This is a genomic window from Klenkia soli (assembly GCF_900103975.1).
Classification (GTDB): domain Bacteria; phylum Actinomycetota; class Actinomycetes; order Mycobacteriales; family Geodermatophilaceae; genus Klenkia; species Klenkia soli.
The window spans coordinates 1-23,118 of the sequence record NZ_FNIR01000018.1; the positions used below are offsets into that span (position 1 = coordinate 1).

Here is a 23,118-nt window from a genome sequence, read left to right on the forward strand (position 1 = left end):
GACGTCCCAGTGCCCGGCGGCCTCGTCGAAGGAGGCGGACTCGACGGTGGTGGAGCTCCAGTAGTTGAGCTCCATGACCTTGGTGTACATCTCCAGCCAGTCGCCGATCTTGTCCTTGGGCGCGAACACCGGCCAGTTCTCCGGGAACGGCAGGTAGGGCAGGTGGTCGTACCAGACCGGGTCGTGCAGGCACAGGGACTTGTAGCGGCTGCGCCACTGGTCCCCGGGCCGGGCGTGCCGGTCCACGACGATGGTGGGGACGTCGAGCTGCCGCAGCCGGGCGCCCAGCGCGATGCCACCCTGCCCGCCGCCGATGACCAGCACGTGCGGCTGACGGGTGTAGCCGAGTTCGGTGGCCTCGGCCTCGCGGCGCTCCAGCCAGGTCTGCCGGTCCTTGTTCGCCCCGTGCTCGGCCCCGCGCGGCCGACCGGGGCCGGCCGGCTCCTCGTGGCCGGTCAGCTCGTAGAGGGTGGTGAGCAGCGTCCAGGCCTGGCCGTCCTGCAGGCGGAGGTGTCCCCGGCCGCGGCCGACGGAGGTGTCGAACTCGATCCACGCCTCGTCGACGCCGTCCGCGCCGGTGGGCTCGGTCCCCTCGGCCACCCGGAAACCGGTCGGGTCGACCCGGTCGGTCACCTCGGTCAGCCGGGCCCGCACGGCGTCGCGGCCCTCGGCGGTGGTGATGTTCCAGGTGAAGGCGATCAGGTCGCGCCAGAAGCAGGTGGTGGCGAACAGCTCGACGGCGGCGTCGGCGTCGCGGGCGGTCAGCGCGGCCTGGAAGCTGTCCAACCAGGTCTCGACGCGGCCGGCGGGGGTGTCGGTGGGCCGTTCCAGGGTCTGGGTCATGCGGGTGCCTCCTCGCTCGGGCGGCCTCGTCGCCGTCCCGGGCCCATGCCACACCTCCGGCGGGCGCTGCGGCAGGGTTGCAGGGGGTTGCGCGATCGGTGGCCCAGGTCACACGCTGGTCCGGTGCCCAGGCCCCTCATCGACGCCTCGTGGCGACGGGTGGCCGCGGCCGGGGTGGACCCGGGCGGCGGCGGAGGGCCGGCGGTGCTCTCGGACGCCGAGATCGCCCGCCGGGTGGTGACCGGCCCGCTCGCGCCGATGATCCCGGTGCTGCGCGAGCGGTTGGAGCCCGTGGCCCGGGCGTGCGGCCAGCTCGTGGTGGTCACCGGTACCGACGGCACGGTGCTCTGGCAGGGCGGCGCCCCGGAGGTGCGGCGGCGGGCCGACGGGCTGGGCTTCGTCCCGGGCGCGGCCTGGGACGAGCCCACCGTGGGCACCAACGCGATCGGCACCTGCCTGGTGCTGGGCACCCCGGTCGGCGTGCACGGCGGGGAGCACTTCGTCGACGGCCACCAGCAGTGGACCTGCGCGGCGGCCCCGCTGCGCGATCCGGTCGGGGGCGGGCTGCTCGGCGTCGTCGACCTCTCGGGCCCGGCCCGCACCGCGCACCCGGGCGCGCTGGCCCTGGTGTCCGCCGTCGCCGCGCTGGCCGAGCACGAGGTGCGGGCGGTGCACGACCGGTCGCTGGACCAGCTGCGCCGGGTGGCCGGCCCACTGCTGGCCCGGGTCGACGGCCGGGCGCTGGTGCTCGCCCCCGACGGGCTGACCGCCGCCGCGACCGGGTTCGCCGGACCGGCGCGGGTGGCGCTCCCCGCGGACCTGGACGGCGGCGGACGCCGGGTGCTGCCGGTGCTGGGGCCCTGCCGGGTGGAACCGCTGCCCGGTGGCTGGCTGGTCCGGCTGGACGACGACGACCCCGCCGTCGCCACCCACGCCGTCCTCGACCTGGCCGGCGACCGGCCGCGGCTGCGGGTCGAGGCGGCCACCGGGTCGTGGACCGACGTCCTCGGCCTGCGGCACGCCGAGATCCTGCTGGCCGTCGCCCGGGCGCCGCGCGGTCTGACCGCCGCCGAGCTGGCCGGTGCCCTGTTCGACGACCCGGCGCGCACGGTCACGGTGCGGGCCGAGGTCTCGCGGCTGCGGCGCACGGTCGGGCCGCTGCTGGCGACCCGGCCCTACCGGCTCGCCGACGGCGTCACGCTGCAGGTCGTGCTGCCCCCGCCGGGCCGGGTGCTGCTCCCGGGGTCGGTGGCGCCGGTCGTGCTAGCCGCTCGTCCACGGCTTGGGTGAGCAGCCACCCGGCGATGACCACCAGGTGCAGCAGGAACAGCCACAGGCCGAGGGCGACCACCCCGCCGACGACCTCCAGCCCGCCGAACGGCGCCCCGATCGACAGGGGGAGCCGGAGGAAGAGCACGAACCCCTGCAGGAACCCGGCCAGCGACGCCGCGGTGAAGAACGCCCCGATGCCGATCGCCCGCCAGCGCAGCATGCCGGCCGCGACCACCCGGAACCCCCACACCAACGGGCCGACCAGCGCGAACAGCACCGCGTAGAAGCCGACGGCGACCTCGGCCACCCGCGACCCGAACCCGCCGGTCTGCAGGTCGGCCAGCACCGGGACCACCAGCAGCACCGGGTGCAGCAGGAACGGCGAGACCAGCAGCAGCGGGACGACGGCCAGCCGGCCCCGCCAGCCGGTGTAGGTGTCCCGCTCGGCGGTGAACCGCAGCAGCGCCCGCCGCAGCCCTTCCCCGTAGAAGGTCATCGGCAGCAGCGCCAGCACCCCGCCCAGGAAGGTCAGCGTGGTGCCCGCCTCGGCGAGGGCGGCCAGCGCGTCGGGCGCCCCGAGCTCGTCGGGCAGCACCCCGCCCAGGGTGTCCAGGTACCCGCGCACCGTCTCCGGGCTGGTGAGCAGCGAGGTCAGCGCGATGGCCAGCAGCAGCAGCGGGACGACGGAGATCCCCGCGTAGAAGGTCAGGCCGGCCGCGATCAGCGCCAGGTCCCGCCCGCGCAGCCCCCGACGCACGGAGCCCATGAGGAACCGGATCTCTGCACGCCACCGGTTCACCGCACCCACTCCACCACCTGCGCCGCCCCACCGCCGTCCCACCTCCCAGAAACCGTGGTTTCCGGGATCCCCGCGGGGCGTCAGGCGGTGCCGGCCACCACGCGGACGAGGGTGCCGGACTCCAGGGCCACCCGGACCGAGCCGTCGGCGGCGACGGCGAGGCCGTGCGGCTCGCTGCCCGTGCCCAGGTCGAGCGAGGTCACGCCGCGCTCCGGGTAGACGTGCAGCAGGGCGCCCTGACCCCAGGCCGTCACCCAGCACCCGCCCGCGCCGTCGTCGGCCACGGCGTGCGGTCGGGGCGTGGTCCCGGGCAGGTCGACGGCGGACACCACGCCCTGCGAGGTCCGGTGACCGATGCGGCCCGCGCCGATCTCGGTCCACCAGATGCCGCCGGAGTCGTCCGGGCAGATCCCCACGGGAGCCGCGGCCGGTCCGGTCGGGTGCAGCTCGACGGGGCTGCCCGGCACCCACCGCGCCAGGGCGTCGGCCTGGTTGAGGGTGCACCAGACCGCGCCGTCGGCGGCGACGGCCACCGCGCCCGGGAACGACCCGGGCGGCAGGTCCACGGCGGCCACGACCCCGCCGTCCCGGATCCGCAGCAGCGCGCCACCCAGCCCGGCGACCAGGAGGTCCCCGCCGGCGCCGGCGATGCCGTACGGGTCGGTGCCCGCGGGCAGGCCGACGTCCTGCAGCACCCCGCCGGGTCCGACCAGGCGCAGGCGCTGGTCGCCGGTGCAGGTGACCCACACGCCCTCGCCGGCGGCGTCGACCGCCAGCACCGACGGCCGGGCGGCGGGGCCGCCGGCGTCGAGGTGGTCGACCCGGGCCCCGGACCCGTCGAACCGCACCCGCGCCACCCGGCCGGAGAACGGCAGCGTCGTCCAGAGGGCGCCGTCCGGCGTCTCGACGACCGCGTACGGCCCGTCGCCGGCGGTCCCGACCGCGACCTCGTCCACGACCCGCACGTCGCCCCCTCCCCCGGGGGGTTGCCCGGCGTCGGCCGATCGTGCGCCGGGGGACCGCGCCGGGGCAACGGGATTCGGCGGGGATCAGCCGACGACGACCTCGCCGGTGAAGCCGGTGACCTCCACCTCGCCCGTGGCGCTGACCGCCACCGTGACGTCGTCCGCACCGACCCGCAGGCCCTCGACGCGCACCGCGCCCAGCGGGGCCGGGCGCAGCGGCCGGACCTCCAGCCGGCCGGCGGGGACGTCGGGGCGCAGCCCGAGCACGGCGGTGAGGACGGCGACCGACGCGGCGGCCGACCACGCCTGCGGCCGGCACGAGGCGGGGTAGGCCAGCGCGCGGCGCACCTCGGTGGCGGCGTCGCCGGCGAACAGCTCGGGCACCCGCCGGTCGAACGACTCGCCCGCCGCCAGCACCCCGCGGGCCAGCGACCCGGCGACCGCGGCGTGCCCCTCGCGGGCCAGCCCGGTCAGCGCGATCGCGGTGTCGTGCGGCCACACCGAGCCGCAGTGGTAGGTCAGCGGCCCGTAGCCGCCCGCGGTGGTGGCCATGGTGCGCAGACCGAAACCGGAGTCCATCGCCGGTGAGCCGACCCGGGCGGCCACCGCGGCCGACTCGGCCGGGTCCAGCAGCCCGGTGCCCAGCAGGTGCGCGATGTTCGAGGTGGGTGCGTCGACGGCGGTCTTGGTGCCGTCGAGGGCGATGGCGGGGTAGCGGCCCTCGGCGTCGGCGACCCAGAACGCCTCCCGGAACCGACCAGCCAGGTCGGCGGCCCACCCGCGCCAGCGGTCGGCGCCGGGTCGGCCGAAGGCGTCCAGCAGGGCGGCCCCGGCCAGGGCGGCCTCGTGCGCGTAGCCCTGCGCCTCGCAGAGGGCGATCGGCCCCTCGGCGATCCGGCCGTCGGCGAACCGCACCGAGTCGTGGCTGTCCTTCCAGCCCTGGTTGGCCAGCCCGGTGCCGGTGCGGTCGAGGTACTCGAGGAACCCGTCGCCGTCCGGGTCGGCGTCGGTGGCCAGCCACTCCAGCGCACGCTCCAGCGGGTCGAGCAGGGCCTCGACCTCGGCGGCGGGCAGACCCCAGCGCCAGGCGTCGTGCAGCAGGCAGACCCACAGCGGGGTGGCGTCGATCGTGCCGAAGTAGACCGGGGGCAGGAAGGGGGTCGTGCCCTCCTCCGCCACGGGGGGCCGGCGGATCTCGTGCAGGATCTTGCCCGGTTCCTCGCCGGTCGCGTCGTCCCGGCGGGTGCCCTGGCGGGCGGCCAGGGTGCGCAGCGTGCCGCCGGCCAGCTCGGTGCCCAGCGGCAGCAGCAGCCGCGCCGTCCAGAGGCTGTCCCGGCCGAAGAGGGTCAGGTACCAGGGCGCGCCGGCCGCGGTGAAGACGTCGTCGGGTTCGGTGGTGGTGGCCATCCGCAACCCGGCGAGGTCCTCCAGCGACTGCTCGACCAGCGGGGCGAGCCGGGAGTCGTCGCAGGTCACCAGCGGGGTCGACCAGCTCGCCGCGGTGCGGGGCGCGGCCGTGACCCCACCGGGGTCGACCACGCGGACCGACCAGTCGACCTCCACCGATCCCCGGGGCGGGACGACGACCGACCAGGTCAGCCGGCCGTGCTGCCCGTCGGTCTCCAGCCCCGGGACGGCGACGACCACCCCGCGGCCGGCCCACCCCTCGCCGTCGGGGGCCACGAGCGGCCGGGTCTGCCCGCTCTTCACCTCCTCGACCGTGGCCAGGTCTGTGGCGAGGGTCAGCACCACCTCGGCCGCCAACGGCTCGGCCGCGGTCGACACCAGGCGCAGCGTCTCGACCAGCCCGTCGTCCCCGAGCGTGCGGTGCGTCTCCAGCCGGATGGTCGGGTCCGGGCCCGGGTCGCCCAGCCCGCGCAGGACGGCGACGTGCCGGCTGGTCCCCGTGCCCGTGCTGCCGCCGCCGATGCCGTCGGGCCGCCGCCCGGCCACGGTCACCTCGACCACCGACAGCGCCCGGACGTCGCCGCAGAACACCCCCTCGGCGCCCTGGCCGCGCACCGCGCCGTCCCGGGCCGACAGCACCGTGACCGGCGCCCGGAGGCAGACGTCGAGCTCGTGGACGGTCGGCTGCAGGGCCGCGGTGCTCGTCATTCGACCGATCCAACCGGAACCAGGTCCCAACTCGCAAGAACCGCGGTTTCTGGGATCGGGTGGGCTTGACAGGCCAGCACCGGGAGGCGCACTGTGCCTGTCGTCACTTGGAACGGTCAAATGGGCAGGGAGGTCTCGGTGGACCCGGACGACGGCGTCGAGCGCCCCACCCTGGCCAGCGTCGCAGCGCTCGCCCAGGTCTCCAAGCAGACCGTGAGCAACGTGCTCAACGCCCCGCACCTGGTCAGCGAGACCACCCTCGACCGGGTCCGCGCCGTCATCGACGAGGTCGGCTACCGCCCGCTGCGGGCCGCCCAGCAGATGCGCAGCCACCGCTCGCAGCTCATCGGCATCCGCATCGACCCGGTGCGCGAGGGCATCGGCGGCATCGTGCTCGACCAGTTCCTGCACGCCCTCACCCGCAGCGCCGAGGAGTCCGGGCACCGCATGGTGCTGTTCACCGCCGACGACGCCGAGGCCGAGGTCGGCGCCTACGACGAGCTGGTCGCCTCGTTCGCCGTCGACGCGTTCGTGCTCACCGGCACCTCGCACGGAGACCCCCGCACCGCCTGGCTGCGCCGCCGCCGGCTCCCGGTGGCCAGCTTCGGCCGACCCTGGGACGACCCGGCCGGCCGCAGCTGGGTGGACACCGACGGCGCCGCCGGAACCCGGGCGGCCGTCGAGCACCTGGTCGCCCAGGGCCACACCCGGATCGCCTTCCTGGGCTGGCCGGCCGGTTCGGGCACCGGCGACGACCGCCGCGCGGGCTGGAGCTCCGCCATGGCCGACGCCGGCCTGCCAATCGCCGGGCTGGACGCCGGGCTGCCCGACGACCCCGCCGTCGCCCAGGCCACCGCGCTGGGGCTGGTCGCCGCCCGCGGCGTCACCGCCCTGGTCTGCGCCTCGGACTCCCTCGCCCTCGGCGCGCTCGGCGCGGTGCAGGAGCTCGGCCGCCGTCCGGGTGCCGACGTCGCCGTGGTCGGGTTCGACGACAGCCCGGTGGCCGCGGCGATCGGGCTCAGCTCCGTGGCCCAGCCGGTCGCCGCCGCCGCGGCCGCCTGCATCGGGCTGCTCCGCGGCCAGCTCGACCCCGGTCCCGGGCAGGTCGCCGACGAGCCCGTCCTGCTGACCCCCCGCCTGGTCGTGCGCGCGTCGTCCGACCGCGGCACGGCCGCCGTCCCCACCGCCACCCCGCCGGTCCTGCCCGCCCCCTGACCAGCCCCGACCGGTGGCACCGAGGCCGCCGGTCCCTCGACGAGGAGGAACCCCCATGAGATCGCCCATCCGCCGGTCCGCGCAGGCGGCCGTCGCCGTCGCCGCGCTCTCCCTGGCCGCCGCCTGCGGCGGCGGGTTCGACGACACCGCCGAGCAGCAGGAGTCCGGCAGCGCCTCGCTGACCATGCTCATCGCCAGCTCCGGCGACGCCGAGACCCAGGCCGTGCAGGACCAGGTCGCCGCCTACGAGCAGGAGTCGGGCAACACCGTCGACGTCCAGGTCGCCGCGGACCTCTCGCAGGAGCTCGCCCAGGGCTTCGCCGGCGGCAACCCGCCGGACGTGTTCTACCTGGACGCCAGCCGCCTGGCCGACCAGGCGGACGCCGGCAACCTGTTCCCCTACGTGGACCAGGTCGACGACGTCGACGACTTCTACCCGAACCTGATCGACGCCTTCACCTACCAGGACACGCAGTACTGCCTGCCCAAGGACTTCTCCACCCTCGCCCTGGAGATCAACGACGCCGCGTGGTCGGCCGCCGGGCTCACCGAGGCCGACTACCCGACCACCTGGGAGCAGCTGGCCACCGTCGCGCAGCGGCTGACCACCGGCACGCAGACCGGTCTGGTCATCGGCGACACCCGCGACCGGGTCGGCGCCTTCATGGTCGAGGCCGGTGGCTGGTTCCTCAACGGCGACGGCACCGAGGCCACCGTCGACAGCTCCGAGAACCTCGAGGCGCTGCAGTACCTGCAGACCAACCTCGCGGCGGGGAGCTTCAGGTACCCCAGCGGGGTGGACGCCGGTTGGGGCGGCGAGGCCTTCGGCACCGGCAAGGCCGCGATGACCATCGAGGGCAACTGGCTGGTCGGCGCCATGGAGGCCGACTACCCGGACGTCGGCTACACCGTCGTCCCGCTGCCCGAGGGCCCCGGCGGCCCCGGCACCCTGTCGTTCACCAACTGCCTGGCCGTCGCCGCCGACAGCGACGCGCAGGACGCCGCGGTCGACCTCGCCACCTACCTGACCGGGGCGGACGCGATGACCGCGCTCACCCAGGACACCGGCGTGCTGCCCTCGCGCCAGTCGCTGGCCGACGCCTACCTGCAGCAGTTCCCCGAGCGGCAGGCCTACATCGACGGCGCCGAGTACGCCCAGGGCCCGGTCAACGCACCGGGTGCCGAGCAGGTGCTGCTGGACTTCGACAGCCAGCTCGGCGGCCTGGCCACCGGTGACCCGCAGGCGATCCTCGACTCGACCCAGACCAACCTCGAGCAGGCGATCGGCGGATGACCGCCGTCCCGGCCCCCGCGGGGGGTCTGCGGACGCGCCCCCGGCGGGAGCCGGGGCGCAGCTCGGCACGCGCCGGCCAGGGGCGCGCCGGGTGGGCCTTCACCGCCCCGCAGGTCGTGCTGATCGGCCTGTTCGTGCTGGTGCCGATCCTCATGGCCTTCTGGGTCAGCCTCACCGACTGGCGCGGCCGCGGCTCGCCGTTCACCGGCCAGGTCGGCTTCGTCGGGTTCGACAACTACGCCACGATCCTCACCGAGCCCGGCCTGGCCCGGCAGGACTTCATGACCGCCCTGCGCAACAACGCCTGGTACGTGCTGCTCGTCGTCCCGCTGCAGACGGCGATCGCGCTGGGCCTGGCCCTGGTGCTCAACTCCAGGATCCGGGCCAAGGGCTTCTTCCGGACGGCGTTCTACTTCCCGACCGTCACCAGCTCGGTGGCGATCAGCCTGGTGTTCATCTTCCTGTTCACCGGCGGCGGTGCGGTCAACGGCCTGCTCGGGCTGGTCGGCATCGACGGACCGAACTGGTTCAGCGACAGCCGCGGCCTGGTGCACCTGCTCGGCGACGGCCTCGGGTTGTGGGACGCCGCCAACCCGCCGGCCGCCCTCACCGACGGCGGCCCGCTCGGGCTCTCGTGGTGGGACTGGTTGAGCGGGCCCTCGATCGCGCTGGCCGCGCTGATCCTGCTGGTGGTCTGGACCTCGGCCGGCGGCTACATGCTGATGTTCCTGGCCGCGCTGCAGGACGTGCCGAACGACGTCCGCGAGGCCGCCGTGATGGACGGCGCCAACGCGTGGCAGCGGTTCCGCGCGGTGACCCTGCCGGCGCTGCGGCCCACCCTGTTCCTGGTGACCACGCTGGGCCTGATCGGCACCTGGCAGGTCTTCGACCAGGTGTACCTGATCAGCCAGGGCAACCCGGCCAAGACCACGCTCACCCCGGCGTACCTGAGCTACACCTCGGCGTTCGAGACCGGGCAGTGGGGCCGGGCCGCGGCGATGTCGTTCGTGCTGTTCGCGATCATCATCGTGCTCACCTCGCTGCAGCGGTTCCTCATGCGCGACAAGGACGCCGCCGCCGAGAAGAAGGCCGTCCGGGCCGCTCAGCGGGCGCGCGCCGCGTCGTCCAAGACCACCTTCTTCCAGGCCGGACGGTGAGGCAGTCGTGACCACCACCCTCGAGACCCCCGTCGCCGAGACCCCGGCGACGCCGCCCCCGCGCACGCGGCGCACCGGCCAGCAGGTGGGTCGCTTCCTGGCCTACGTCGTCCTGGTGTTCTTCGCGATCGTCTACCTGTACCCGTTCCTGATCCAGATCGTGACGTCGTTCAAGACCGACACCGACGCCACCAACACCCCGCTCTCGCTGCTGCCCGACCCGGTGACGACGGCGGCGTTCAGCCGGCTGTTCGACACCGACTTCCTGCTCTGGGGGTTCAACTCGGTCTGGGTGTCGGTGCTGGTCACCGTCGGCCGGGTGTTCCTGTGCTCGCTGGCCGGCTACGCGCTGGCCCGGCTGCGGTTCCGCGGCCGGTCGGCGATCTTCACCGCGGTGCTGGCGGTCATGGCGGTGCCCGGCGTCGTCCTGCTCATCCCGAAGTTCCTGGTGCTCAACCAGCTCGGCATCTACGACACCCCGGTGGCGCTGTTCCTGCCGCTGGTCGCCGACGCCGCGGGCATCTTCATCATGAAGCAGTTCTTCGAGAGCGTGCCGGCCTCGATCGAGGAGGCCGCCCGCATCGACGGCGCGGGCACGTTCCGGGTGTTCTGGTCCGTCGTGCTGCCGATGGCGCGGCCGGCGCTGATCACGCTGACCATCCTGAGCTTCCAGGCGTCGTGGAACGAGCTGCCGCACTTCATCGTGGCCAGCCAGGACCGCGACCTCTACACGTTGACCAAGGGCGTGGCGACGCTGACCACCGGCCAGCTGGGCTCGGGCAACCAGTTCCCGCTGACCCTGGGCGCGGCGCTGCTGATGACCATCCCGGTGGCCGTCGTCTTCTTCGTCTTCCAGCGCTACTTCGTCGGCGGCGCGAACGAGGGCGCCGTGAAGGGTTAGTCCGCGTGCACCAGCAGGCCGCGGATGGTCTCGCCGGCGGCCTGGTCGGCGAAGCCCTGGTGCAGCTGGTCGAGGGAGTACCGGCGGGTCACCAGCCGGTCGAGCTCGAGCTTGCCCTCCTCGGCCAGCCGCAGCAGCATCGGGACGTCGCGGTGGGCGTTGCAGCTGCCGAACAGCGCGCCCTGGATGCGGTGCTCGTAGGCGGTCACGCCGTTGCCCTGCAGCGACAGCGTGACGTCGGAGGCGACGTCGGCCAGCGCGGTCAGCACCAGGGTGCCGCCCTTGCCCAGGCAGCGGGCGGCCAACCGGGTGCTCTCGGCGTCGGTCGAGCCCAGCGTGAGGACGACGACGTCCGCGCCGTTGCCCCACGTCAGCTCGCGGGCCAGCGCCGCGGCCTCCTTCGAGGTCTCCACCGCGTGGGTGGCGCCCACGGTCAGCGCGAACTCGCGCCGGAAGGCCACCGGGTCCACCGCCACCACGTGCGAGGCGCCGGCGTGCACCGCGCCCTGCACCGCGTTGGCGCCGACCCCGCCGCAGCCGACGACCACGACGGTGTCGCCGGGCCGGGTGCCGCCCGCGTAGACCGCCGAGCCCCAGCCGGTGGGCACGCTGCAGGCCATGAGCGCGGCGGTGTCCAGCGGCAGCCACGGGTGGATGCGGATGACCGAGGACTCGTGCAGCAGCGAGTGCCGGGCGAAGGCGCCGACCATGCAGAACGCGCCCAGCTCCTCGCCGTCCAGCCGGAAGGGCCAGGTGCCCGTGGGCAGCTGCCCGGTGGCGATGGTGGCGCCCAGGTTGCACAGGTTCGACCGGCCCGAGGCGCACCACCGGCAGGTGCCGCAGGCGGGCAGGAAGCTCGCGACCACGTGGTCGCCGGGGGCCACCCGGCTCACCCCGGGGCCGACCGCCAGCACCCGGCCGGAGCCCTCGTGGCCGCCGACGATCGGGTACCGGCCGCCGGCGTTGGAGTGCCGGAGGTGCTCGTCGGAGTGGCAGAGCCCGGCGTAGGCCATCTCCACCAGCACCTCGCCGGGGCCGGGGTCACCGACCTCCAGCGTCACGACCTCGTACTGGTCCCCCTGGTTGCGCAGCACCGCGCCCGTGGTCTCCACCTCAGGTGTCTAGCAGGTGGCGGGCCGCGGCGTAGCCGCCCAGGCCGCTGACCGCACCGCCGCGGACGGTCCCGCCGCTGGACGCCGCCACCACGCGCGGGTGGGTCGTGGCCGCGCCCCAGGTGCCGGCGGGCTGGGCGTCGGTGGCCACCGGCCAGCTCAGGTCGCCGTGGAAGATGTGCCCGCCCGGCATGGCCAGGGACGCCTCGACGTCCAGCGGGGACGCCGCCTGCAGGCACGGCCGCCCGTCGGCGTCGGTCGCCAGGCAGTCGGCCAGCGGCTCCTCGAGCTGGGCGTCCAGCTGGGCCACCACCCGGCGCACCGCCTCGTCGCGGGTGCCCGCGGGGTCGGCGGTGAACAGGTCGGCCGGGGTGTGCAGCCCGAACAGGGTCAGCGTGTGCAGCCCCGTCTCCCCGACGATCGAGGGGTCGGTCAGGGAGTGGCAGTACACCTCGAACGGGACGGTGGTCGGCAGGACGCCGCCCGCCGCCTCGGCGTACGCGGCGTCGAGCTGGGAGGCCGCCTCGTCGACGTGGCAGGTGCCCCCGAAGGCCACCGCGGGGTCCAGGCCCGACCGGGGCCGGGGCAGCCGGGTCAGCACCATGTTCACCTTGAGCTGGGCGCCCACCGGCCGTGGTCCCGGCGGCGTCCCGATGAGCTCGTCGAGGACGGCCGGTGCGCAGCCGGCGACCACGTGCTCGGCGTCCACGGCGTGCGTCGTCCCGGCGTCGTCGGTCCAGTGCACGGTGACGCCGTCGTCGCGGGTCTCGACCGCGGTGACCGACGCCCGGGTGCGCAGGTCGGCGCCGGCGCGGCGGGCGGCGTCGGCCATCGCACCGCTGACCGCGCCCATGCCGCCGACCGGTACCCGCCACAGACCCGTGCCGTTGCCGACCAGGTGGTACAGGAAGCACCGGCCGGCCAGGCCGTCGGCGGCGTGGACGTCGGCGAAGGTGCCGATCAGCCCGTCGGTCAGCGCGATCCCGCGGGCGACGTCGGAGTCCAGGTGGTCGGCCACGACGTCGGCCAGCGGGCGCTCGACCAGGTCGCGGTACAGCTGCGGGTCCCGGAGCCGGCGCTCCAGCTCGGCGGTGGTGGGCAGCGGCTCGACCAGGGTGGGGGAGAGGTCCTCGGCGAGGGTGGCGAGCCGGCCGTAGAACCGCTGCCAGCCGGCCCACTCGGCGTCGGACCCGGTCAGCGCGCGGAACGAGTCGGCGGTGGCCGGGCCGGGGTCGCGCTCGACCACCAGCGCGTGGTCGCCGAGCAGCGTCGCCGAGCTCACCGCCCGGTCGGCCAGCACGACGCCCAGGTCGAGGTCCCGCACGACGCGGTCGGGCAGCAGGCTGACCAAGTACGAGTAGGCCGACAGCCGGACGTCGACGCCGGGGAACACCTGCTCGCCCACTGCCGCCCCGCCGAGCCCGGCCCGGCGTTCGAGCACGAGCACCGACCGCCCGGCCCGGGCCAGGTACGCCGCGGCGACCAGACCGTTGTGCCCACCGCCGACCACCACCACGTCGAACCGCATGACGGCATCGTCACCCACCCGAGCGGACGCAGTTGTCCGCTCACGCGTTGTGAGCGTGCTCATGGCGTGTCCCGCGCCGGAACGTGGAGAACTCCACAATCGGAGGGGGCTCACTTGTCACGAGTCGGTAACGCACCTACGGTCTCGGAGTCCGGACGGATCGTTCCGCCACCTCCCCTGGGTGGCAACGGCCGGACGCCGCCGAACCACAGCCGTCCCACCAGCACCACCGGGGCGCGTGGACCGGGGACCCACCGCAGCACTGGGGTGAAGCACCGCAGGCCCGAGAGGGCCGAGGTGCCGGGCGAACTTCCCGCCCGAATCCGTCAGCTAACTCGGTAGGCGGCTCGTTGGAAGAAAGGACCACCCGCCGCACATGGCGAGTACCAGCTCGATCGCGCGCCGCCCTGCCCTCCGCGGGCGCCGCGCCGTCATCACCCTCTTCGCCGCGGCCGGGGTCCTGATGACCACCAGCCCGGCCATGGCCGCCCCCGGTGACACCGCCGCCGAGCCCACCACCGCTGCCGAGGCGGCCCAGCTCATCGTCGACCGCGGGCAGCAGCTCGAGGTCCTCACCGAGCAGTTCAACAGCGCCCGCGTCGCGCTGGAGGCCGACCAAGCCGCAGCCGACCAGGCCACCGCCACCGCGGCCGCCGCGTCGGCCGCGTTCGACACCGCCCGCGGCACCGTCACCGACGTGGCGCGCACCGCCTACCAGGGCGGCAACCAGCTGAGCTCCCTGCAGGCGCTGCTCACCTCGCAGTCCGCCGGTGACTTCGTCGAGCAGACGGCCACGCTGGACCTGCTCTCCGAGCACACCACCGAGGTGCTCACCCAGGCCCAGCAGGCCAACGACGCCGCGGCCGCAGCGCAGGCGCAGGCGCAGCAGGCCACCGCCGACGCGCAGGCCCAGCTCGACGACGTCACCGCCCAGCAGGACGCGCTGAACGCCCAGATCGCCGACTACCAGGCGCAGTACAACGCGCTGAGCGCCGCCGAGCAGGCCGCGGTGGCCTCCACCGGCAGCGTCTCGAGCAGCAGCGGCGGAAGCAGCAGCGCCGCCGCCAGCTCCGTGGGCTCGGTCGTGGCGAACTCCGCCGCCGCCCAGACCGCCGTCGACACCGCACTGGCCCAGCAGGGCGACCCCTACGTGTGGGCCGCCTCCGGTCCCGACAGCTTCGACTGCTCGGGCCTGGTCCAGTACGCCTACGCCGCGGCCGGCATCTCGCTGCCGCACTCGAGCGCCTCGCAGGCCTCGATGGGTCAGTCGGTCTCCCGCGCCGACCTGCAGCCCGGCGACCTGGTCGCGTTCTACTCGCCGGTCAGCCACATCGGCATCTACATCGGCAACGGCATGATGGTGCACGCCCCCACGTCCGGTGACGTGGTCAAGGTCGCCAGCATCGACGCGATGGGCTCCTCTCCCACGGCGTACCGCCGCCTCGCCGGCTGATCGCCGCAGGCGCCCCGACGGAGCCCCGCTCACCAGACGGTGAGCGGGGCTCCGTCGCGTGCGGGGTCCGTCACACCCGGGGACGACGTCGTCCGGCCGGTCGTTGGGACCGGTCGTGGCCGCACTCCTCGCTCCCCGCACCGTCGCCCGCGCGTTCCGCGTCGTCGCCCTCGCCGAGGCGGTGAGCTGGGCGCTGCTGCTGGCCGGCATGTTCGTCAAGTGGGTGCTGCGCACCTCCGAGGTCGGGGTGCAGGTCGCCGGCCCGATCCACGGGGCCGTCTTCGTGGCCTACGTCGTCGTCGCGCTCGTCGCCTGGCGGGTGCTGCGCTGGGACCTCCCCACCGTCGCCCTGGCCCTGGTCGCCTCGGTCCCGCCGTTCGCCACCGTCTGGTTCGAGCGCCGTGCGGCCCGCACCGGTCGCCTCCCGCTCGGTCAGCCGGTCACCACCCCCTAGCCTCCAGGGCATGGTCGAGCCCACCACTGCCCGCACCCTGCTCGCCCGCACCGCTCGGGTGCAGCGCGACGGCCGGGCGCCCAGCCTGGTCGCCGGTGTCGTCCGGGACGGCGGGCTGGCCTGGTCCGCGGGTCGGGGCGAGGTCGCCGACCCGCACACCGACGTCCAGTACCGGCTGGGCTCCATCAGCAAGTCGATCACCGCGGTGGTGGTCATGCGGCTGCGCGACGAGGGCCGGCTGCGCCTCGACGACCCGCTGGAGCGGCACGTCCCCGGCACCCCGCTGGGCGACCGCACGGTGGGGCAGCTGCTGTCGCACCTGGCCGGCGCCTCCAGCGAGAGCCCCGGCGGGTGGTGGGAGCGGGTGCCCGGCGGGTCGCTGGCCGACCTGCACCTGGGCCCCGAGCACGTCGTGCTCGGTGCCGCCCGCCGGTTCCACTACTCCAACCTGGGCTTCGGCCTGCTCGGCGAGCTGGTCGCCCGGCACCGCGGCCGGTCCTGGGTCGACGTCGTCACCGCCGAGGTGCTCGGCCCCCTGGGCATGGCCCGGACGACGCCCCGGCCCACCGGCGCGGCGGCCCGGGGGACCGCCGTCCACCCGTGGGCCGACGTCGTCCTGCCCGAGCCCGAGCACGACGCCGGGGTGATGGACGCCGCCGGTCAGCTGTGGGCCACGCTGGCCGACCTGGGCCGGTTCGCCGCGTTCCTGCTCGGCGACACCGGCGACGTCCTGGCCGGGGCGACGCTGGCCGAGATGGCGGTGCCCGCCGGCGTCGACTCCTCCGCCGCCGGCTGGTCGGCCTACGGGCTCGGCCTGCAGGTGCTGCGGGTCGACGGCGCCACGCTGGTCGGGCACGGCGGCTCGATGCCCGGGTTCCTGGCCGGGGTGTTCGTCGACCGGTCCGAGCAGGCCGGTGCGGTGATGCTGGCCAACACCACCAGCGGCCTGGACCCGTTGGTGCCGGGGTTGCTCGCCGACCTGCGGGCGGCCGAGCCGTACGTGGGGGCGGCGTGGACGCCGTCGCCGCCCCCGGTGCCGCTGGACGTCCTCGGGGTGTGGTTCTGGGGGCCGGCGCCGTACGTGCTGCGCGCCCAGGGCGGCGGACTGCTGCACCTGGGGCCGCTGCCCGGGCGCGGTGGCCGGGCCAGCCGGTTCGCCCGGCGCGCCGACGGCGCCTGGATCGGCCTGGACGGCTACTACGCCGGGGAGACCCTGCGCATCGCGCCCGACCACCTGGACCTGGCCACGTTCGTGTTCACCCGCACGCCCTACGACCCCGCCGCGCCCGTGCCCGGCGGGGTCGACCCGGCCGGCTGGCGCTGATCAGGCGCGGTCGAGGGCGGCCAGCGTGGAGTGGGTGGCGAAGCCGTAGGCCAGGTGCGGCACGACGTCGGCGGCCCAGTCGGTGGTCGACCAGGTGCGCGGGTCGCTGATGCCCAGCGCCGCCATCGGGCCGTTCGCGCCGACCAGCGCGCCGACCGTGGCCACCAGACCGCCGACCACCGGGTTGGGACGGAAGCCGGCCGCCCGGGCCAGCCCGGCGAGCACACCGACACCCACCCCGGCGACGATCCCGGTGAGCGGGCCGAGACCGGCCACCCGGTTGTCGCGGGTGTCGCCCTGGCCGGGGATGCCCACGTGCGCCTTGTCGGCCAGGGCCTCGACCGTCTGCTCCGGGGTGTCGCTGGTGCCGCGGCCGCGCACGGCCATGTCCAGGTAGGTCACCGTGTTCAGCACGGTCGTCCCGGCGGCGCCGGCGGCCGCACCGCGGACCAGCCACCCCCCGGTGGAGATGCCGCGTCTGCCCTTGCCGATCGCACCCAGGGGTGTCTTCTTCGCCATGGCCTCGCGCTACCCGGGCCGGACCCAGGCGGAAACGGTCACCAGGTGCAGAGGGTGACCCGCTGGGCCGGGAGCTCGCCGGTCTCGACGAAGGAGTGCACCGGGTCGTCGACGCACGGGTCGCCGTAACCGTAGATGACGTGCGGGCCGTACCGCTGGATGATCGCCGCGTCGGCCGGCCCGGCGTCCGGCACCAGGCGGCCGAACACGGCCCGGGCGCCGACGAACGGCGTGTTGGCGTCGGTGTCGGAGTTCAGCACCAGGACCGGGTAGGGCGGGTCGGTGACCGGCTCCGGGCGGGCGAAGTCGGGGTCGGTCGTCGACCCCGGCCAGAACAGGCAGTCCTCGTCGCCGTAGTAGTAGGACAGCCGCAGGTCGTCGACACCCGCCGCGGCGGCGACGCCCAGCCAGTCGTCCAGGGCAGCGCGGGGGTCACCACCGGCCGGCACGAAGTCGTAGTCCTGGCACTCCACCGCCAGGTAGAGGGCCTCGGAGAAGTCCGCCGTCGGGCCGGAGGAGCCGTTGCCGAGCTCGTCGAGGCCGGCGACGTCCCCGTTCAGCGCGTCGTTGAGCGCTTCGGTGAAGTCCTCCCGCGAGTACGGGTCGCTCATCGACGCAGAGGCCGCCGACCGCAGCGTGTAGTCGTCCACCGGGTAGCCGCCGGGCGGCGTCACCGGGTCGTCGGCCAGCTGGTCGAGCAGCGCGTCGTAGTCGGCGAGGGAGTCACCGGGTGCGGCCGCAGCGCAGGTCGGGTCGGCATCGCACCGCGCGAGGGTGGCCTCCAGGACGGCCGAGATGCCCTCGGCCTGCTGGACGGCGAAGGCCGTCTGGTCGGTGGTCAGGTCCACCACCCCGTCGAGGACGAGGCGCTCGACCCGGTCGGGGTGCGCCGCGGCGTAGGTCTGCACGTACTGCGTGCCGTAGCTCTCGCCGTAGAGGATCAGCTGCGGGGCGTCCAGCCACTGCCGGAAGTCCTCGAGGTCCTCGACCGCCTGCGCGGTGGCGTAGCGGGGCGCGGTGGCGGGGTCGACACCGGCCTCGGCGAAGCAGTCCTCGCCGAAGCGGGTGCTGTCCTGCGCGAAGGCGTCCCGGTCGGCGGCCGAGGACGAGCTGTCGACGAACGCGTAGTAGTCGAAGTAGGTGTCGTCGCAGCGGAACTCCTGGGACAGCCCGATGCCGCGCTGGTCGAAGAAGACCACGTCGAAGTCCCGCCAGAGCTCGTCGGGGAACTCGGTGGAGTAGGCCTCCGCGAGGTCGAGCCCGCTGGAACCCGGGCCGCCGGTCGACGTCACGAACACCCCCCGGCGCTCGCCCTCGGCGCGGTGCACGCCGAAGGTGACGTCCCAGTGCTCACCGGCCGGTCGTGCGTGGTCGACCGGGACGCTCAGGGTCACGCAGGAGAACTCGTCGGCGCCGCTGGCCGTGGTCTCGGCGCAGGGGCGCTCGGAGACGAACTCCCAGCCGTCGGGGGCGGGGGACGCCGTCCCGTCGATCCGGCACCCGGCCAGCAGCAGGACGACGAGGACGAGGAGGGGCCGGATCCGCACGGCGCACCCTAACCAGCCCTCAGCGGTCGGCGGCGCGCCTGAGCAGCGGTGTCATGCGGTGGTCGACGAACCGGCGCAGCGCCAGGTTGGTGTCGGTGCGCTGCACGCCGGGGATGGCCAGCACCTGCTCGCTGATCCGCCACAGGTCGTCGGCGTCGCGGGCGACCACCTGCACGAGCAGGTCCGCCGCACCGGACAGCCCGATCACCTCGAGCACCTCGGGGATGTCGGCCAGGCCCGCGCTCACCTCGGCCAGCGACGTCTGCACCACCGTCACCGTGACGTAGGCGCCCAGGGGGTAGCCGAGGGCCTCGGGGCGCACCCGGCGCTCGAAGGGGTCCAGCACCCCGCCGGACTCCAGCCGGGCCAGCCGGGCCTGCACGGTGTTGCGGGCCAGCCCGAGGGACTGCGACAGCGCCATCACGGTGGCCCGGGGGTCCTGCGACAGGGCGAGCAGCAGTCGGGCGTCGGTGGCATCGATCCCGCTCACGGTGCTCAGTGTGCCACGCCACACCGGTCGTCCACTGAACATCCTGCTCAGATTCGTCGACCCGCCTTGCGCATCTCGGCGCGGGAGTGATGTGCTGCACACGGAGCTCTGCGACGTGAGGAGAACGACGGTGACCGCAGTACGCGAGATGGTCGACCCGGTACCGGGGGCGGGTGCACCGCACCTGCCGGCCCAGCCGGACCTGGTCCAGCTGCTGACGCCCGAGGGCGAACGGGTCGAGCACCCCGACTACGCGGTGGACGTCACCGACGACGAGCTGCGCTCCCTGTACCGCGACCTGGCCCTGGTCCGCCGGTGGGACGTCGAGGCCACCGCCCTGCAGCGGCAGGGCGAGCTGGGCATCTGGGCCTCGCTGCTGGGCCAGGAGGCCGCCCAGATCGGCGCCGGCCGGGCGCTGACCGACCAGGACATGGCCTTCCCGACCTACCGCGAGCACGGCGTCGCCTGGGCCCGCGGGGTCGACCCGCTGCACGTCATCAGCCTGTTCCGCGGCAACGACCTCGGCGGCTGGGACCCGGTGGCCACCAAGTTCAACCTGTACACCGTCGTCATCGGTGCGCAGTGCCTGCACGCGACCGGCTACGCGATGGGCATCCAGCGCGACTCGGGCACGGCCGGCGGCGACGGGGCCGCCATCGCCTTCCTGGGCGACGGCGCGACCAGCCAGGGCGAGGTCAACGAGGCGATGATCTGGGCCGCCACCTTCGACGCCCCGGTCGTCTTCTTCTGCCAGAACAACCAGTACGCCATCTCGGTGCCGATCGAGCGGCAGTCCAAGGTGCCGCTGTTCCGCCGCGCCGCGGGCTTCGGGTTCCCGGGCGTCCGGGTCGACGGCAACGACGTCCTCGCCGTCCTGGCCGTCACCCGGGCCGCGCTGGCCCGGGCACGCGAGGGCTCGGGCCCCACGTTCATCGAGGCGTTCACCTACCGCATGGGCGCGCACACCACCTCCGACGACCCCACCCGCTACCGGCTGGCCGACGAGCTCGAGGAGTGGAAGCTGCGCGACCCGGTCGCCCGGCTGAAGGCCTACCTGTCGCGGTCGGGCAAGGCCGACGCCGACTTCTTCGCCGGCGTCGAGGCGGAGGGCGACGAGCTCGCCGTCCGGATCCGCAAGGGCACCCTGGAGATGCCCGACCCGGCCGGCACCGAGATGTTCGACCACGTCTACGCCGAGCAGACCGACGAGATCGCCGCCCAGCGCGCGGAGTTCCTCGCCTACCAGGAGGGCTTCGCCTCGTGACCACGCTGACGCTGGGCAAGGCCCTCAACACCGGCCTGCGCAAGGCCATGGAGGACGACCCGAAGGTCGTGCTCATGGGCGAGGACATCGGCAAGCTGGGCGGGGTCTTCCGCATCACCGACGGCCTGCAGAAGGACTTCGGCGAGGCGCGGGTGGTCGACACCCCGCTGGCCGAGGCCGGCATCCTGGGCACCGCGGTCGGGCTGGCCATGCGTGGCTACCGGCCGGTGGTGGAGATCCAGTTCGACGGGTTCGTGTTCCCCGCCTACAACCAGATCGTCACCCAGGTGGCCAAGATCCACGCCCGCTCGCGCGGGAAGCTGCCCATGCCGATCACCATCCGCATCCCGTTCGGCGGCGGCATCGGGGCGGTCGAGCACCACAGCGAGAGCCCCGAGGCCTACTTCGCGCACACCACGGGGCTCAAGGTGGTCGCGGTCTCCAACCCGGCCGACGCCTACTGGATGCTGCAGCAGGCCATCGCCAGCCCCGACCCGGTGGTGTTCTTCGAGCCCAAGCGCCGGTACTGGGACAAGGCCGACGTCGACCTCGAGGCCACCCCGCCGCCGCTGTTCAGCTCCCGGGTGGTGCGGGCCGGTGACGACGTCACGCTGCTGGCCTACGGCCCGATGGTGAAGACGGCGCTGCAGGCCGCCGAGGCCGCCGCCGACGAGGGCCGCTCGCTCGAGGTGATCGACCTGCGCACGCTCTCGCCGCTGGACCTCGGCCCGGTCGAGGAGTCGGTGCGCCGCACCGGCCGCTGCGTCGTCGTCCACGAGGCGCAGACCAACCTGGGCCTGGGCGCCGAGATCGCCGCCCGCGTCACCGAGAGCTGCTTCCACTCCCTGGAGGCCCCGGTGCTCCGGGTGGGTGGCTACGACGTCACCTACCCGCCGTCCAAGCTCGAGGAGGAGTACCTGCCCGACCTGGACCGGGTGCTCCACGTCGTCGACCGCGCGATGGAGTTCTGAGATGCCGGACCTGCGTCAGTTCAAGCTGCCCGACGTCGGCGAGGGCCTGACCGAGGGCGAGATCCTGCAGTGGCTCGTGGCGGTCGGCGACGTCGTCGTCACCAACCAGCCGCTGTGCGAGGTCGAGACGGCCAAGGCCGCCGTCGAGCTGCCCTCGCCGTACGCCGGCACGGTGGTCGAGCTGCTGCACGAGCCGGGGACGACGGTCGACGTCGGCGCCCCGATCATCACCATCGACCTCGGTGGTGACGACGCCCCTGCCGCGGACGACGACACCCCGGCCGCCGGGCTGATCGGCGGCCCCGCGCCGGGTGGCCGCACCTCGGTGCTGGTCGGCTACGGCCCGAAGAACACCGAGGCCAAGCGCCGGCCCCGGCACTCCAGTGCCGCGGTCGCCGAGCGGGCGACCGCGCCGCAGGTGATCCCCGAGGCCGACTACGGCAGCGGCACCGACCGGCCGCCGCTGCTGGCCACCGCCCCGGACGCCACCAGCAAGCCCGTGCGGCACGGTGGCCTGGAGATCGGTCGGGCCGCCGAGCAGCACGCCACCGACGCCGAGGCGGCCTCCGCCCAGGCCGTGGCCCCGGGCCGGCGGGCACCCCGTCCGCTGGCGAAGCCGCCGGTGCGCAAGTACGCCAAGGACGCCGGGGTCGACCTGGCCACGGTGACCGGCACCGGCGCCGGCGGGGTCATCACCCGCGCCGACGTGGACGCCGCCCGGGGCTCCGGCGCGCGCACCCCTGCCGAGGTGGCCGCCGACGCCGGCACGGTCGTCCGGTTCCCCGCGGCCGAGGCCGGCACCGAGGGCCGCGAGCAGCGGATCCCGATCAAGGGCGTGCGCAAGCACACCGCCGCCGCGATGGTGTCCAGCGCCTTCACCGCCCCGCACGTCACGGAGTTCCTCACCGTCGACGTCAGCCGGATGATGGCGCTGCGCACCCGGCTGGCCGCACGCCCCGAGCTGGCCGGCCTGCGGGTCAGCCCGCTGCTGTTCGTGGCCAAGGCGCTGCTGCTGGCCGCGCACCGGCACCCGATGGTCAACAGCTCGTGGGACGACGCGGCGCAGGAGATCGTGGTCAAGGACTACGTGAACCTGGGCATCGCGGCGGCCACCCCGCGCGGGCTGATCGTGCCCAACATCAAGGACGCCGGGCGGCTGTCGCTGGCCGAGCTGGCCGGCGCGCTGGCCGATCTCACCGCGACCGCGCGGGAGGGCAAGACGTCGCCGACCGCGATGTCGGGCGGCACGATCACGATCACCAACGTGGGCGTGTTCGGCGTCGACACCGGGACCCCGATCCTCAACCCCGGCGAGTCGGCGATCCTGGCCTTCGGCGCGATCCGCGAGATGCCCTGGGTGCACAAGGGCAAGATCAAGGTCCGCCAGGTCACCCAGCTGGCCCTCTCGTTCGACCACCGCATCATCGACGGCGAACTGGGCAGCCGCTTCCTCGCCGACATCGGCGCGGTCCTGCACGACCCAGGCGTGGCCCTGACCCTGTAGCCGCCCACCACATGACGCCGGGGACCCACTTCCCGCAGGAAGTGGGTCCCCAGCGTCATCCGACGGCCACCCGTGGGCGGCCGATCGCGTTACTCCGCGTCGAGGTCGCGCTCGACCATCGCGGCGATCTCGGCCAGGGCGGCCTCGTCGTCGCTGGACACCTCGACCTCGGCGCCCTTCTTGGCGCCCAGGGTCATGATCATCAGCGGGGAGCCGGCGTCGACCGGGTTGCCCCCGGGGGTGGCCAGGGTGACGGGCACCCCGGCCTTGCCGACGGCCTCGGCGATCAGGGCGGCGGGGCGGGCGTGCAGGCCGACGGCGGAACCGACGGTCACGGTCTTGCTGGGCATCGAGGTGCGCTCCTCTTCGGTGAGTGAGGTGCCGGGGCGCG

Annotated in this window: 21 protein-coding genes and 1 riboswitch; of the genes, 11 read left to right on the forward strand and 10 right to left on the reverse strand. The window is 74.7% G+C overall.

Translation table 11 applies throughout. The annotated features are described in order from the left end of the window. A partial coding sequence (locus tag BLS67_RS21645; RefSeq protein ID WP_479723818.1) for an NAD(P)/FAD-dependent oxidoreductase occupies positions 1-843 on the reverse strand: 843 nt, incomplete at its 3' end. Between the two features lie 123 nt (positions 844-966). Here BLS67_RS21645 and BLS67_RS21650 point away from each other — a divergent pair. Further along, the gene (locus tag BLS67_RS21650; RefSeq protein WP_165617688.1) at positions 967-2,133 is read left to right on the forward strand and encodes a GAF domain-containing protein; all 1,167 of its coding nucleotides are present in this window, start codon (positions 967-969) and stop codon (positions 2,131-2,133) included. On the opposite strand, the gene BLS67_RS21655 is transcribed toward BLS67_RS21650, so the two are convergent. The 3 genes from BLS67_RS21655 to BLS67_RS21665 all read right to left on the reverse strand — a co-directional run bounded on the left by BLS67_RS21655 (position 2,039) and on the right by BLS67_RS21665 (position 5,994). After that, complete coding sequence (locus BLS67_RS21655) at positions 2,039-2,914, reverse strand: YhjD/YihY/BrkB family envelope integrity protein (protein WP_242654269.1); 876 nt, start codon at positions 2,912-2,914, stop codon at positions 2,039-2,041. The two genes, BLS67_RS21650 and BLS67_RS21655, sit on opposite strands and share 95 nt — an antisense overlap. Before the next feature lie 80 nt (positions 2,915-2,994). Continuing rightward, the gene (locus BLS67_RS21660) at positions 2,995-3,870 is read right to left on the reverse strand and encodes a Vgb family protein (protein ID WP_131801818.1); all 876 of its coding nucleotides are present in this window, start codon (positions 3,868-3,870) and stop codon (positions 2,995-2,997) included. A gap of 93 nt (positions 3,871-3,963) precedes the next feature. Then, complete coding sequence (locus tag BLS67_RS21665; protein WP_091249957.1) at positions 3,964-5,994, reverse strand: glycogen debranching N-terminal domain-containing protein; 2,031 nt, start codon at positions 5,992-5,994, stop codon at positions 3,964-3,966. A 138-nt stretch (positions 5,995-6,132) separates the two neighbouring features. Between BLS67_RS21665 and BLS67_RS21670 the strand changes: the two genes are divergently transcribed. From BLS67_RS21670 to BLS67_RS21685, 4 genes are read left to right on the forward strand one after another with little or no spacing between them, the layout of a single operon-like run. Beyond that, positions 6,133-7,209, forward strand: coding sequence for a LacI family DNA-binding transcriptional regulator (locus tag BLS67_RS21670; RefSeq protein WP_091249962.1), 1,077 nt, complete (start codon positions 6,133-6,135; stop codon positions 7,207-7,209). A 55-nt stretch (positions 7,210-7,264) separates the two neighbouring features. Continuing rightward, positions 7,265-8,503, forward strand: coding sequence for a sugar ABC transporter substrate-binding protein (locus tag BLS67_RS21675; RefSeq protein ID WP_091249965.1), 1,239 nt, complete (start codon positions 7,265-7,267; stop codon positions 8,501-8,503). After that, positions 8,500-9,660, forward strand: coding sequence for a carbohydrate ABC transporter permease (locus BLS67_RS21680; RefSeq protein WP_091249968.1), 1,161 nt, complete (start codon positions 8,500-8,502; stop codon positions 9,658-9,660). The genes BLS67_RS21675 and BLS67_RS21680 overlap by 4 nt, the downstream gene beginning before the upstream one ends. A 7-nt stretch (positions 9,661-9,667) precedes the next feature. Beyond that, on the forward strand, positions 9,668-10,561 hold the full coding sequence (locus tag BLS67_RS21685; RefSeq protein ID WP_109504779.1) for a carbohydrate ABC transporter permease: 894 nt from the start codon (positions 9,668-9,670) through the stop codon (positions 10,559-10,561). Here the strand turns inward: BLS67_RS21685 and BLS67_RS21690 are convergent. After that, complete coding sequence (locus BLS67_RS21690) at positions 10,558-11,673, reverse strand: NDMA-dependent alcohol dehydrogenase (RefSeq protein ID WP_091249971.1); 1,116 nt, start codon at positions 11,671-11,673, stop codon at positions 10,558-10,560. The genes BLS67_RS21685 and BLS67_RS21690 overlap by 4 nt on opposite strands. Position 11,674: 1 nt before the next feature. Continuing rightward, on the reverse strand, positions 11,675-13,201 hold the full coding sequence (locus BLS67_RS21695; RefSeq protein ID WP_091249973.1) for a phytoene desaturase family protein: 1,527 nt from the start codon (positions 13,199-13,201) through the stop codon (positions 11,675-11,677). A 214-nt stretch (positions 13,202-13,415) separates the two neighbouring features. Further along, positions 13,416-13,562: riboswitch (cyclic di-AMP (ydaO/yuaA leader) on the forward strand. Positions 13,563-13,577: 15 nt separating this feature from the next. Here BLS67_RS21695 and BLS67_RS21700 point away from each other — a divergent pair. The 3 genes from BLS67_RS21700 (at position 13,578) to BLS67_RS21710 (ending at position 16,432) form a co-directional block, all read left to right on the forward strand. Next, positions 13,578-14,654, forward strand: a complete 1,077-nt coding sequence (locus tag BLS67_RS21700) for a C40 family peptidase (RefSeq protein ID WP_091249976.1) — start codon at positions 13,578-13,580, stop codon at positions 14,652-14,654. Positions 14,655-14,769: 115 nt separating this feature from the next. After that, on the forward strand, positions 14,770-15,108 hold the full coding sequence (locus tag BLS67_RS21705; RefSeq protein WP_242654270.1) for a DUF3817 domain-containing protein: 339 nt from the start codon (positions 14,770-14,772) through the stop codon (positions 15,106-15,108). Positions 15,109-15,118: 10 nt separating this feature from the next. Then, positions 15,119-16,432 (forward strand): serine hydrolase domain-containing protein, encoded by a 1,314-nt coding sequence (locus tag BLS67_RS21710; protein WP_091249985.1) that lies wholly within the window; start codon positions 15,119-15,121, stop codon positions 16,430-16,432. On the opposite strand, the gene BLS67_RS21715 is transcribed toward BLS67_RS21710, so the two are convergent. From BLS67_RS21715 to BLS67_RS21725, 3 genes are read right to left on the reverse strand one after another with little or no spacing between them, the layout of a single operon-like run. Continuing rightward, the gene (locus BLS67_RS21715) at positions 16,433-16,951 is read right to left on the reverse strand and encodes a hypothetical protein (protein ID WP_091249990.1); all 519 of its coding nucleotides are present in this window, start codon (positions 16,949-16,951) and stop codon (positions 16,433-16,435) included. 38 nt (positions 16,952-16,989) lie between these two features. Next, positions 16,990-18,498, reverse strand: a complete 1,509-nt coding sequence (locus BLS67_RS21720; protein ID WP_091249993.1) for an alpha/beta fold hydrolase — start codon at positions 18,496-18,498, stop codon at positions 16,990-16,992. 19 nt (positions 18,499-18,517) lie between these two features. Then, on the reverse strand, positions 18,518-18,988 hold the full coding sequence (locus BLS67_RS21725; protein WP_242654271.1) for an Lrp/AsnC family transcriptional regulator: 471 nt from the start codon (positions 18,986-18,988) through the stop codon (positions 18,518-18,520). A gap of 130 nt (positions 18,989-19,118) precedes the next feature. Here BLS67_RS21725 and pdhA point away from each other — a divergent pair, with 130 nt between their 5' ends. From pdhA to BLS67_RS21740, 3 genes are read left to right on the forward strand one after another with little or no spacing between them, the layout of a single operon-like run. Further along, a complete protein-coding gene (pdhA, locus tag BLS67_RS21730; protein ID WP_242654272.1) occupies positions 19,119-20,252 on the forward strand; it encodes a pyruvate dehydrogenase (acetyl-transferring) E1 component subunit alpha in 1,134 nt (377 codons plus the stop codon). Continuing rightward, positions 20,249-21,223 (forward strand): alpha-ketoacid dehydrogenase subunit beta, encoded by a 975-nt coding sequence (locus BLS67_RS21735; RefSeq protein WP_165617690.1) that lies wholly within the window; start codon positions 20,249-20,251, stop codon positions 21,221-21,223. Before pdhA ends, BLS67_RS21735 begins: the two co-directional genes overlap by 4 nt. A gap of 1 nt (position 21,224) precedes the next feature. Next, complete coding sequence (locus tag BLS67_RS21740) at positions 21,225-22,727, forward strand: dihydrolipoamide acetyltransferase family protein (protein WP_091250002.1); 1,503 nt, start codon at positions 21,225-21,227, stop codon at positions 22,725-22,727. Between the two features lie 89 nt (positions 22,728-22,816). Here the strand turns inward: BLS67_RS21740 and BLS67_RS21745 are convergent, their stop codons facing one another. Further along, on the reverse strand, positions 22,817-23,077 hold the full coding sequence (locus BLS67_RS21745; RefSeq protein ID WP_091250005.1) for an HPr family phosphocarrier protein: 261 nt from the start codon (positions 23,075-23,077) through the stop codon (positions 22,817-22,819). Between the last annotated feature and the right edge of the window lie 41 nt (positions 23,078-23,118).